13 protein-coding genes, 2 tRNA genes and 1 rRNA gene are annotated in these 10,454 nt (G+C 64.7%); 11 read left to right on the top strand and 5 right to left on the bottom strand.

The window, feature by feature from the left end; genetic code table 11:
- Positions 1 to 180: 180 nt before the first annotated feature.
- The 7 genes from rrf to BLR57_RS15620 all read left to right on the top strand — a co-directional run bounded on the left by rrf (position 181) and on the right by BLR57_RS15620 (position 3,889).
- A 5S ribosomal RNA gene (gene rrf / locus BLR57_RS15650) occupies positions 181 to 302 on the top strand.
- A gap of 325 nt (positions 303 to 627) precedes the next feature.
- Positions 628 to 703: transfer RNA gene (locus BLR57_RS15645), tRNA-Cys, on the top strand.
- A gap of 111 nt (positions 704 to 814) precedes the next feature.
- Entirely contained in the window at positions 815 to 1,039 is a 225-nt protein-coding gene (locus BLR57_RS15640) for a hypothetical protein (RefSeq protein ID WP_089699058.1), read from the top strand.
- A 75-nt stretch (positions 1,040 to 1,114) separates the two neighbouring features.
- Entirely contained in the window at positions 1,115 to 1,993 is an 879-nt protein-coding gene (locus BLR57_RS15635) for a hypothetical protein (protein ID WP_089699056.1), read from the top strand.
- A 113-nt stretch (positions 1,994 to 2,106) separates the two neighbouring features.
- Positions 2,107 to 2,340: a hypothetical protein gene (locus BLR57_RS15630; protein WP_089699054.1), complete on the top strand. Its 234-nt coding sequence runs from the start codon at positions 2,107 to 2,109 to the stop codon at positions 2,338 to 2,340.
- A gap of 67 nt (positions 2,341 to 2,407) precedes the next feature.
- Positions 2,408 to 2,761, top strand: coding sequence for a DUF8062 family protein (locus tag BLR57_RS15625; RefSeq protein WP_089699052.1), 354 nt, complete (start codon positions 2,408 to 2,410; stop codon positions 2,759 to 2,761).
- 243 nt (positions 2,762 to 3,004) lie between these two features.
- A complete protein-coding gene (locus BLR57_RS15620) occupies positions 3,005 to 3,889 on the top strand; it encodes a fumarylacetoacetate hydrolase family protein (protein WP_089699100.1) in 885 nt (294 codons plus the stop codon).
- Between the two features lie 137 nt (positions 3,890 to 4,026).
- On the opposite strand, the gene BLR57_RS15615 is transcribed toward BLR57_RS15620, so the two are convergent.
- The 3 genes from BLR57_RS15615 to gnd all read right to left on the bottom strand — a co-directional run bounded on the left by BLR57_RS15615 (position 4,027) and on the right by gnd (position 5,889).
- Positions 4,027 to 4,099, bottom strand: a tRNA-Arg gene (locus BLR57_RS15615).
- A gap of 204 nt (positions 4,100 to 4,303) precedes the next feature.
- On the bottom strand, positions 4,304 to 4,885 hold the full coding sequence (locus BLR57_RS15610; protein WP_089699051.1) for a 2Fe-2S iron-sulfur cluster-binding protein: 582 nt from the start codon (positions 4,883 to 4,885) through the stop codon (positions 4,304 to 4,306).
- A 101-nt stretch (positions 4,886 to 4,986) separates the two neighbouring features.
- Entirely contained in the window at positions 4,987 to 5,889 is a 903-nt protein-coding gene (gene gnd, locus BLR57_RS15605) for a phosphogluconate dehydrogenase (NAD(+)-dependent, decarboxylating) (protein WP_089699049.1), read from the bottom strand.
- Between the two features lie 128 nt (positions 5,890 to 6,017).
- On the opposite strand from gnd, the gene BLR57_RS15600 reads away from it, so the two are divergent.
- From BLR57_RS15600 to BLR57_RS15590, 3 genes are all read left to right on the top strand, one after another.
- On the top strand, positions 6,018 to 7,121 hold the full coding sequence (locus BLR57_RS15600) for an aminopeptidase (protein WP_089699047.1): 1,104 nt from the start codon (positions 6,018 to 6,020) through the stop codon (positions 7,119 to 7,121).
- A 134-nt stretch (positions 7,122 to 7,255) separates the two neighbouring features.
- Complete coding sequence (locus BLR57_RS15595) at positions 7,256 to 7,663, top strand: 30S ribosomal protein S6e (RefSeq protein WP_089699045.1); 408 nt, start codon at positions 7,256 to 7,258, stop codon at positions 7,661 to 7,663.
- Between the two features lie 25 nt (positions 7,664 to 7,688).
- The gene (locus BLR57_RS15590) at positions 7,689 to 8,120 is read left to right on the top strand and encodes a DUF7112 family protein (protein WP_089699043.1); all 432 of its coding nucleotides are present in this window, start codon (positions 7,689 to 7,691) and stop codon (positions 8,118 to 8,120) included.
- A 107-nt stretch (positions 8,121 to 8,227) separates the two neighbouring features.
- On the opposite strand, the gene BLR57_RS15585 is transcribed toward BLR57_RS15590, so the two are convergent.
- Positions 8,228 to 8,464 carry a hypothetical protein gene (locus BLR57_RS15585; protein WP_089699041.1) on the bottom strand — a complete coding sequence of 79 codons (237 nt, stop codon included), beginning with the start codon at positions 8,462 to 8,464 and terminating at the stop codon, positions 8,228 to 8,230.
- A gap of 247 nt (positions 8,465 to 8,711) precedes the next feature.
- On the opposite strand from BLR57_RS15585, the gene BLR57_RS15580 reads away from it, so the two are divergent.
- Positions 8,712 to 9,140 (top strand): DUF5807 family protein, encoded by a 429-nt coding sequence (locus tag BLR57_RS15580; protein ID WP_089699039.1) that lies wholly within the window; start codon positions 8,712 to 8,714, stop codon positions 9,138 to 9,140.
- A gap of 60 nt (positions 9,141 to 9,200) precedes the next feature.
- Here the strand turns inward: BLR57_RS15580 and BLR57_RS15575 are convergent, their stop codons facing one another.
- Positions 9,201 to 10,454 carry a DHH family phosphoesterase gene (locus BLR57_RS15575; protein ID WP_089699037.1) on the bottom strand — a complete coding sequence of 418 codons (1,254 nt, stop codon included), beginning with the start codon at positions 10,452 to 10,454 and terminating at the stop codon, positions 9,201 to 9,203.

Below are 10,454 nucleotides of genomic sequence, written 5' to 3'. Positions count from 1 at the left end.
CCGAGGCAACGAGGCGTTCAGCCCGCGAGCACTAACAGTCCAAGCCACATTCATACCGCATGGGAACCCGTGTCCGTAAACGGGTCCAGGTGCTAACTGGAATGCACGAACACATTGGTTGTCAAAGCGAATCCGATCCGATCCTGGTGTTAACTACGGTTCGATTCCGTAGATCGGCATTCGGACGGCCACAGCGGTGAGGTTCCACCCGTACCCATCCCGAACACGGAAGTTAAGCTCACCAGCGTACGAGCAAGTACTGGAGTGCGAGAGCCTCTGGGAACACCCGTTCGCCGTCCACCATTCATACTTTAGCCTCCGACGCAGTGCGTCGGGGGCTTTCTTCATTTATACAGAGAGCGGCAGCACTATCGAGAGCGACAGCACGAGCGCGAGTAGTTCCTTAGCGACAGCATCGCGTCCGCAACACCGACACCACAGCACCGCGCCAGCGACGGCACCGCGCCGGCAACGACACCTCGACAACACCGCACTCACACCACCGACAGCACCGCGCCAACGACAGCAGTAGAACGGGTGACGACCCCATCGCGCCTGCGGCGCGAAGGGGACGCCGCCGCCCGATACCGCTACTCTTAAGCGCGTTACTTGACTAGTAGCATCCGCGCCAAGGTGGCAGAGTCCGGCCTAACGCAGCGGCCTGCAGAGCCGCCCATCGCCGGTTCAAATCCGGCCCTTGGCTTTCTTCGAACCCATCCGACGAGCGGTAGCCGAGCGGTTCGTGTGGTCCGTTCGTGAGGGGGATCGTTCCGAGAGGCGCAACACTGTTATCCCCGTCCGACGGAGACGACCTATGCGTCCACTGGACACTTTCGATTATCTCCTCGTCTGCGGCATGAGTGTCCTCGCGTATCTGCAGCTGCCGTGGCGGCCGCAGATCAGAGAGAGCCTGCGGAGCGGCGTCGCTCTCGTATCCTCGTTCGAGCCGAGTGCCGAGGTCGTCATCGTCACGTTGGCACTCCTCGGCGCGCTCGTCTTGTTCCTCCTCGTCGAAGTCTTGCCCGGACGCCACGAGTAGTAGCGGCGGTCGGTCGGCGGCGGCTTCGTCGTCCGAAAAGTAACCGTTATACGCCGGGTAGCCTTTGGCCCACGTATGCAACGACGGGCTGCGGCTATCTACGTCGCGCTCTTCTTGGTCATCGGTGCAGGGTCGTACTCGCTCATCGCGACCGCCCAGGCCCCGGCGATCAGCTTCGAAGAGCCCGACAACACGTACCAGCAGGGAGATACGTTCCAAGTCGAGGGACAGACGTACACCGTCTCCGACATCACCGCGGAGGTCGAGAGCGGTGGTGGTGGTGGCCACGGCGGTGGCGGTGGCGGTGAACTCGTCCGCTCCGGTCAGGTCTCGTGGGTGAACGACTCCGCGCGCTACACCGAGACGTGGGACAACAACACGACGGTCACCGTCGACGGCGAGGAGTACCGCGTCCTCGTCGAGCAGACGTCGGGTAACCCGACGGCGTTCGACCTCCAGACGACCATCAACCGGACTGCAATCCTGATGGACGACCCCGACGCGGACAACGAGACCGTCACCCGCGACGGTGAGCAGTACGTCGTCGTCCAGAACGAGAACGGTGAGGCGACGCTCGTCCCTGCCGACGAGTACTTCCCCGAGCCGACGAGCGAGCAGTACAGCGAGGGCGAAACCCTCCAGTACAACGGTAACCAGTCGACCGTCGACGCCGTCGAGAACGAGTCGGTGACCCTCGCGTGGAACGCACCGCGGACGAACACCGCAGGGCTGAGCAACGAGGGTAACGTCAGCCTCGGTGGGGAAACGTATCTCGCGTTCTTCCCGAACAACGACAGCGTCGTCTTGACGCAGAACTTCGAGAGCTACCGCACCCAGACCGATAATATCGACGAGTTCCACGTGTACGAGAACGGACTGTGGGGCGTCACCATTCTCTGCGCCTCGGTCATCATCCTCCTCATCGGTCTGGCCTATCTCCCGTCGCGGTACTGAGTTCGCTGCACGTCTTTTCTTCTCCGTCTCCGACCAGTGAGTGAGAACGCCGCTGGACGCCCAGTACGTACAGCGTGAAGCCTTATTACCCTCCGTCTCCGAGTGACGGTTCAATGCACCCGGACGGCCACGACATGACGGAGGGAGACAAGCTGTATCTGGACCAGTTCGGGACGGAGTGGTCCGACTACGGCGTCTGGGACGCAGCCTGTTCGTTCGGGTATTCTGCCGTTCTCAGAGCCGAAGTCGACGGTGACGAGGTCGTCGTGCTCGTGAACGAGGACAACGAGAACGACGTGTATCATCTCATCGAGTGCGAACAGACCTGGGACGAACACGAGGTTTGAGGCGGCGTCCCGTCGAGGGCCTCCGCGGATATGTAGACAGAAGTACGACGACACGGTAGTGAGAACTGTGCCATCCGGTTCCGACGACACTGACAGTGGTGACGAGACGACGAGCGAGGGCAACACGCCGACGGTCACCTGCCGTCGCTGTGACCGCGAGTGGGAGTTGAACTACGAACTCGACGAGCTGCGGGCGGGTAACCGCGCGTTCGAGCAGTTCGCACTCGACCATCTGCGGCACACCGGACACTTTCCGGACGACGTGACCCCATGGACAGCCGACTGTCAGCAGTGTCCCAGCGGTGATCAGTTCCTCGCCGAGCGGCCCGCACGCCGGTGGGCAGAGACGCACGCTCGACACACCCGACACAGTGTCGTCGTCGGCCACGGCGACGAGTCAACTCTGGTGGAGTCAGAGTAACCAGTGCTCACTGACTGCTTCGGGGCTGCTTGACGCCCGTAGCGGTGGCGTGTCGAGACGGGGTGAAACCCGCGGCTGTCACCTGGATACCAAACGCTATGGTCGGCCTCGCCGAAGAAACGGTCACTGGTACCGACGCACACAGTCTCTCATCCTTGGCAGCACGCAGTAGGCACGGTGGTGACTGACTCTGACGGTATCCGGCCACAGTCGGCCGACGAACGGTCGGCCACGACAACAGACATGAGACTTGGACAATTCACCACAGACGGGACAGCGGAAGCATGGGTAGGCGTCGTTTCCGAAGCGACTGTAATCTGCCTCCACGAGGCGGGAGCGGCAGCGGGTGTCAGTCTTCCGGAGACGACACAGGCACTACTCGACGAGTGGCACTGGCGAGAGAAGGTCGACTTGGCGGTCTCCTACGCGGAGGAGACTGGAGTGGGTGTCTACGACCGTGACGAACTCGACCAGCTCGCCCCGATCACGGACCCCGAAAAAGTCGTCGCCGTCGGGTTGAATTACAGCGAGCACGCCGACGAGGGTGACCACGACGTTCCCGACGAACCGGTCCTGTTCGCCAAGTTCCCGCAGTCGCTCGTCGGTCCCGACGCGGCCGTCGAGTGGGATCCGGAACTGACGGGTGCTGTCGACTACGAGGGCGAACTCGTCGTCGTCATCGGCGACCGCGCTCGCAACGTCAGCAAGGAGGACGCCTTGGACTACATCGCTGGCTACACCGTCGGCAACGACGTCTCCGCTCGTGACCTCCAGAACGCCGACGAGCAGTGGGTCCGTGGGAAGAGCCTCGACACCTTCGGCCCGCTCGGGCCGGAGCTAGTCACCCCCGACGAGGTCGACGACCCACACGACCTCGATATCTGGACGGAGGTGAACGGTGAGCGACTGCAGGATTCCAACACCGAGCACCTCATCTTCGGTCTCGACGAGATCGTCGCCTTCTGTAGCCGGGCGTTCACCCTGAACCCCGGAGACGTCATCTACACGGGGACACCGGACGGCGTCGGCTTCTTCCGCGACCCCCAGATCCTGCTCGGCGACGGCGACACGATGACCGTCGGCGTCGAGGGCGTCGGCGAACTCACGAACCACTGCGTCGAACGGTAGTTACGCTCTGCACGTCGTGTCGAACTGGAAAACAGCGAGCCCGAAAGGAGTGTGAACGACGGTCACTCACTTCGTTCGTTCTCTGATTCAAGTCCTGCGTCTGCTCGCGTTGCTCGTCACGTTGTTCCTCACAAAAGCGAGCCCGACGGGATTTGAACCCGCGGCATCTTGGTCCGGAACCAAGTACTCTGTCCACTGAGCTACGGGCCCTCACTCTCTCAATACGCCCAACCCCGTTTAACCGTTGTGGAGTCACCGTTCGCCGTCGGCGACATCCCGGATGCGACCTCCGTGAAACACCGAAACGACGCGGTCGGCTCACGCCCACTTGCCGAGCTATCGTACGAACCGGCGGAAGGTGCCGCAGCTGGCGACGAGAAAAGAGCAGAGAGAGGAAGTCGGCCGGGTCGGGAGTTACGGTGCTTCGCTCGTCTCGATGGAGAACGAGGCCTTTGGGTAGGCGACGCAGGTCAGGACGTACCCCTCTTCGATTTCGGAGTCCGAGAAGGTCTCCTGCTTGAAGTGAGTCACGTAGTCGTTACCGGGACCGTCCTGGATGTGGGCGGCACACGAGACACACTGACCCTGCCGGCAGGCGTAGGGGAGGTCCATCCCCTCGTCCTCGGCCTGGTCGAGAATCGTCTCGTTGCTCGCGAGTTCGATGGTCTTGCCCTGCTTGACGAACTCGACGTCGAAGTACTCCACTTCGTCCTCGGGCATATCGGCGGGGCTGACTTCTTCCTCTTCGGCTTCTTCGAGTTCAGCGCCGTCCTCGCCAGCGACTGCGCCCGCGGCGACACCGCCACCGCCGCCGATGGAGCGGTTCATCGGCTCGGGGAAGTCGGTCTCAGCGACCGTCGACGCTCGCTGCTCGAGGACCTCCTGTGAGATGTCCTGCGAGGGCGACCATCCCGTGCCTTTCGAGAAATGCATGGCGACGGCGATGAGCGTCAGCGTGGCGCCGAGGCCGATTCCCAGTAGGTTTACCTCTGCCATAGCGAGGGGTTCGGAGTGTGGGTTTAACAGGGTTATGATTAGATTCGTCAGTGGGCGGCCGTCCACTCGGTAAAAATCGCCCGTCTGCCGGTGGTCTTCAGTTACTCCTCGCGGGCGACTTCGTGCCGACCGAAGCCGTATCGGAGTCGGTTGGCGAGGCGGCGCGAGAACCGGCCCTCCTCGGGTGCGCGACTGCCGAACCGCTCCGAGAGTGCCTGGTAGATGAGCGGGACCGGCACTTCCTGCTCCAGTGCCTCCTGGACCGTCCACGTGCCGGTCGACCCGCCGGCGACGTGGTCGGCGACGTCGCCGAGGTCGTTGCCCTCTTCGCGGAAGGCTTCCTCGCAGAGTTCGAGTAGCCACGAGCGAATCACGGCACCGTTGTTCCACGTGCGGGCGACGGCTTCGAGGTCGAGGTCGTAGCGGCCCTCCGCGAGCAGTTCGAAGCCCTCGCCGTAGGCCTGCATCAGCGCGTACTCGACGCCGTTGTGGACCATCTTCACGTAGTGGCCCGAGCCTGCGGGACCCATGCGGTCGTGGCCGGCGGGGCCCGTGGCAACAGCATCGAAGACGGGCGTCAGTTCCTCGTAGGCCCACTCGGGACCGCCGATCATGAGCGAGAAGCCGAGTTCCGCGCCCGCCGGGCCGCCGGAGGTCCCGCAGTCGAGATAGGCCGCCTCGACGGAGTCGGCGCGGCGCGTCGACTCCTCGAAGTGGGAGTTGCCGCCGTCGACGACGACGTCGTCTTCGTCCAAGAGAGGGTCGAGTTCGTCGAGCGTCGCGTCGACGGCATCGCCCGCGGGGACCATGAGCCAGATGCGCTTGTCGTCGCCGAGTCGGTCGACGAGGTCCTCGACCGACTCCGCCGGTTCTGCACCCGCGTCAGCTGCCGTCGCGACCGCTTCGGCCGAGAGGTCGAAGGCGACGACCTCGTGGCCGGCGTCGACGACGCGGTTGACGACGATCTGTCCCATCCGTCCGAGTCCGATGACGCCCAGTTGCATGGCTGCGAGTCGTCAGGGAGGGGAGGTAGTGGTTGTGGTTCGAGCGACGCCCCACTGACGCGACGGCACTCCCACCTCACCGGCGACGGAGACGCCGAGGTTTTAATCGAACCGCGCCTGCTCCCTGTATGGACCCACGAACCGCCGAACACGCCGCGGTACTCGTCGACTGGAGTGCCCGCATCGAGCGCGGTGACGACGTCGTCGTCTCCGTCGCCGAAGACGCCCACGACCTCGCGGTCGCCGTCGCCGAGAAACTCGGCGAGCGCGGTGCCAACGTCGTGACGCTCTACGCCTCGGGCGAAGTCTCCCGTGCCTACCTCCAAGGCCACGACGGCGACTTCGACGAGAACCCCGCCCACGAACTCGCCCTCTACGAGAACGCCGACTCCGTCCTGTTCCTTGGTGGCGGCCGCAACACCTCCGCCCTGGCAGACGTCCCCGGCCCGAAGAGGCAGGCGCAGTCGACGGCGACGACGGGCATCCGCGAGGCACGCATGGACACCGACTGGGTGTCGACGGTCCATCCGACGCGGTCGCTCGCCCAGCAGGCCGGGATGGCCTACGACGAGTATCGGGACTTCGTCTACGACGCGATCCTCCGCGACTGGGAGGAGCTGGCGGGACAGATGGCCGAGATGAAAGACGTCCTCGACGCGGGGAGCGAGGTCCGCATCGTCAAGGACGACACCGACCTGACGATGTCCATCGAGAACCGCGTCGCGGTCAACTCCGCGGCCTCCGTCGACTACGACTCGCACAACCTCCCCTCCGGCGAGGTCTTCACCGCACCGTACGCGACCGAGGGAACCGTCTTCTTCGACGTCCCGATGACGCTCTCGGGCAAGCGCGTCCGGAACGTCCAGCTGACCTTCGAGGACGGCGCGGTCGTCGACTTCTCGGCCGAGTCGGGCGAGGACGCGCTGGCCGACATCCTCGACACCGACGAGGGTGCCCGCCGGTTGGGCGAACTTGGTATCGGGATGAACCGCGGCATCGACCGCTTCACCGACAACATCCTCTTCGACGAGAAGATGGGCGACACGGTCCATCTGGCGGTCGGCCGCGCCTACGACTCGAACTTCCCCGAGGGCCACGCCGAGGAGGCCAACCAGTCGGCCGTCCACGTCGACATGATTACGGATATGTCCGAGGACTCCCGCATCGAGGTCGACGGCGAGGTCGTCCAGCGCGACGGCACGTTCCGCTGGGAGGACGGCTTCGAGGCGTAGTCACCCTCTCGGTCCCTCGGTTCCTCGCCAGAAGCGCTGTCGCCCGAAATCCGTGGCTGCCGTTCACACGGACTGACGGCTCAGAGGGCGACCGTTTCGACGTACTTTTTATCGCCGACCGTTTCATCCCGCCTATGGCAGATTTCAAAGTCGTCGTCGCTGACCCCACCACGGGCGACACGCACCAGTTCGACGTAGACGGACAGGACGCAAACCGATTCCTCGGCCGCGAGCTCGGTGACGAGGTCGACGGCTCGGCCGTCGGACTCGACGGATTCAGCCTCGAGCTCACCGGTGGCTCGGACAAGGCAGGCCGTCCGATGCGGAAGGACGTCGCTGGCCCGAACCTCAAGGAAGTCCTCCTCGAGGGCGGCGTCGGCTACAAGCCATCCCGCGACGGCGAGCGCAAGCGCATCACCGTCCGCGGTCGCGAGGTCTCCGAGGAGACTGTCCAGATCAACGTCAAGGCACTCGGCGACGAGTCCGTCGCCGCCGCGCTCGGCGGAGACGACGAAGGCGAAGACGAAGACGCCGAAGAGTAAGCGTCTCTTCTCTCTTTCAATTTCAATGGCTGAACGCGTCCCCAGTGACCACCCGTCGGTCTCGACAGTCCGCGCCAAGATCGCCCGCAGCGGCGGCACCACCCGGCCCTGTCTCCGCCTCCCGGCCGACCTCAACCTCTCGGGCGGCGACATCGTCCGGCTCTCGCTCGACGGGCGGGCCTACCACGCGCCAGTCGTCGAGGACGCCGAGGGCTTCCTCGTCCGCGGAGCCTACGACAACAAACGGCTCGCCCGCGACCCCGGTGACGGCGAGAACCGCCTCGTCGAGTGGGCCGAGTCGAGCGGCCGCGACCCCGGCTCCGCCGTCGAGGTCGACGAGGTCGAACCGGGCTTCTTCTACGGCGTCCGCGTCCCCGGCAAGCGGACGGTCTACGACGTGCCGCAGGAGCCGAACGACTCGCTCGCGTCGATTGCGGAGCAGCTGGACGACAACTGACCGAGCCTGTCGCTCGGCGTCGGTGTCGACAGATTGGACGACCGTTTGAAAACGACCACGTCTGCTGTACTGAGCAGCGTGCTTCCGCCGAGCGGCACTGTGCGACGTTATTCGGCGACGCCGCTCAGACTCGTCATGGGAGTGGCACCGGCAACGATTGCTCCCGTGGCCAGAATTGCGGCCGAAAGGACGACGAAGTCGCCTGCCGGCGAGTACCCGGCCAGTCCCGCACCGACCTGGACGATGAACACGGTCACGAAGAAGCTGGCAATCGCAAACACGAGCAACACGATCGACGCGATGATACTACTGACTAACGCACCGAACGAATCGAGAAAGCCCATCAGGTGGTAACCTCCCTAACGGGGATTCGCTCCTCGCGTATACGGGTTGGGGTTCTCGGAAACTGGGCGGTGAGGAGAGTGGGGTTCCTTCGGCCCGCTGGCTCGCCAGAGTGCGAGTAGCCAACGAGTCGACGCGGTGAGTCTTCTGCTCCGTTCGGACAGCAGCGACGTGTCCGCAACGGCTCTGCAACCCAGTCACTGGAGACAGGACAGGCTCTTTTTACCCCTCGACCAACGAACCCCATCTATGAGCAAACTCGACGAGTTCCTGGCGGGCGAGCGACTCGACGACGTCGCACTGTTCTTGACCCACGAGTATCTCGACGCGGAGGGCAAGATCGCCAACTACGGCGAGGCGGTCGACAACGGCGTCGTCCTCGTCGTCGACGGCGACGACGGCCGCGGGATGTTCGCCTCGGGCACCGGCATGGACGCGATGGACTTCGCCCAGGGCGCGATGGGCAACCGCGGCGAGATTGACGCCGACCTCGGCGGCGGCGACTGCCCCGACGCGGACGCCGACGAGAACCACAACGTGAAGTTCATCTTCGCCTTCGCGGAGGAACAGAACGAGGAGGTCGGCGGCCTCTACGAGGAGGGCGACGTCATCCACGCCTACGCGCAGTGTGAGTGCGGGACCGCCTACTCCGAGCGGTGGGTCGTCGGCGAGAAGTAACGTTCTGTTTTCTCCACCCGAAAGCGGGGGGTTCGACGGCGATTCGCGAAAAGTCGACGACTACCGCTCGGTCTCGACGCCTTCGTCGTCGTCGGCTCCCTCGTCGTCGACGACATCGCCTTCGTCTTCGTCTTCCTCGGCTTCGACTTCCTCGGCGACGCGCTCGAACGCGGCGAGGATGACGCGTTTCGCGGCCGACCCCTGCGTCGACCAGTGGTTGGCGTAGTCGAGCATATCGTCGTAGATGTCGGGCTTACAGCCCGCGGCCTTCGGGTGGCCGCCGCCGTTGACCTGTCCGGCGACCTCGTGACAGTGTTCGAACTCCTCGGTCCCGCGGATGGACGCGCTCCCGGCGGGTTTGACGATGACCGCGGCGTCGCTCCCCTGCTCGCGCAGTGCCTCGGCGACCTCGTTCTGCGAACAGCGGCCGTAGGTGACGCCGACGGTCCACGGGCCGACCTCCTTCATCTCCGCGCGGCTCACGGCGAGGTCGATGAGCTGTTCCTTCTCGATGCGACGCTCGGCGATGTACTCCTCGACGACCTCGGGCAAATCCGCCCCGTACGCGCCGACGACGGTGACGTACTCCTCGGAGTGCGTCCAGTAGGCGTAATCGGCTAAATCGTCGCTCCGGGGGTCCTCGCGGAGCCAGAGGTCGTGGTCCCGCGTGACGGCCGCGAGGTCCTCGTATTTCTCGTCGAAGTCGTAGTCCAACGAGCGGAGCGCGACGTCCGTCGTACACTCCTCGTCGGAGTCGCCGACGACGAGGTCGACGCCGGTCGCGCGGACGCTCTCCTCGACCTCCGGCCGCCACTGGTGGTGGTCGAACCAGCGGACGGAGGCTGCCGTGTCGAGCAGCTCGGCCAGCTCGTCCTCGACGTACTCGTAGCGGTCCGGACAGAGGTCACAGACGAAGACGTCGACGCCGTCGTCGGCGAACTCGGCGACGCGCGCCATCTCGTCTTCGAGGCTGTGCGGCGAGGCACGGACGAGCGCGACGGGCGAGGTGGGTTTCTCCTCCTCTTCCTCTTCTTCGTCCGCCTTCTCTTCACCCGCCAACCGCTCGGCGAGTCGCTCCTCGAACGGTTCGACATCGAGGGCGGCGTCGTAGACCTCTCGCAGGAGCGCGACACAGCCGAGTCCGTCGGCGTCGCCGTCGGCGATGACGACGACCTCCGCGCCGTCGACGGCCTCCTTGACGCGTTCGTCGTCGCGGTCCTCGTCGAGCGAGTCAGGGTAGAAAAAGCCCTTGCCGGGCAGGAGCGACCGCCGCGAAAGCGGGAGTCGCTTGCTGTCGATAAGCTCGTCTTCCAT

The organism is Halogranum gelatinilyticum, assembly GCF_900103715.1.
Lineage (GTDB): Archaea > Halobacteriota > Halobacteria > Halobacteriales > Haloferacaceae > Halogranum > Halogranum gelatinilyticum.
The sequence above is the reverse complement of the archived record's forward strand: the minus strand, read 5'-3'. Positions and strand labels throughout refer to the sequence as shown.

Bases quoted from the DNA above. Each gene is read 5' to 3' on its own strand.
- BLR57_RS15640 (WP_089699058.1), top strand. From the start codon at position 815: ATGCGTCCACTGGACACTTTCGATTATCTCCTCGTCTGCGGCATGAGT.
- BLR57_RS15635 (WP_089699056.1), top strand. From the start codon at position 1,115: ATGCAACGACGGGCTGCGGCTATCTACGTCGCGCTCTTCTTGGTCATC.
- BLR57_RS15630 (WP_089699054.1), top strand. From the start codon at position 2,107: ATGCACCCGGACGGCCACGACATGACGGAGGGAGACAAGCTGTATCTG.
- BLR57_RS15620 (WP_089699100.1), top strand. From the start codon at position 3,005: ATGAGACTTGGACAATTCACCACAGACGGGACAGCGGAAGCATGGGTA.
- BLR57_RS15610 (WP_089699051.1), bottom strand. From the start codon at position 4,885: ATGGCAGAGGTAAACCTACTGGGAATCGGCCTCGGCGCCACGCTGACG.
- gnd (WP_089699049.1), bottom strand. From the start codon at position 5,889: ATGCAACTGGGCGTCATCGGACTCGGACGGATGGGACAGATCGTCGTC.
- BLR57_RS15600 (WP_089699047.1), top strand. From the start codon at position 6,018: ATGGACCCACGAACCGCCGAACACGCCGCGGTACTCGTCGACTGGAGT.
- BLR57_RS15595 (WP_089699045.1), top strand. From the start codon at position 7,256: ATGGCAGATTTCAAAGTCGTCGTCGCTGACCCCACCACGGGCGACACG.
- BLR57_RS15590 (WP_089699043.1), top strand. From the start codon at position 7,689: ATGGCTGAACGCGTCCCCAGTGACCACCCGTCGGTCTCGACAGTCCGC.
- BLR57_RS15585 (WP_089699041.1), bottom strand. From the start codon at position 8,464: ATGGGCTTTCTCGATTCGTTCGGTGCGTTAGTCAGTAGTATCATCGCG.
- BLR57_RS15580 (WP_089699039.1), top strand. From the start codon at position 8,712: ATGAGCAAACTCGACGAGTTCCTGGCGGGCGAGCGACTCGACGACGTC.
- BLR57_RS15575 (WP_089699037.1), bottom strand. From the start codon at position 10,454: ATGGAAGACGAGCTTATCGACAGCAAGCGACTCCCGCTTTCGCGGCGG.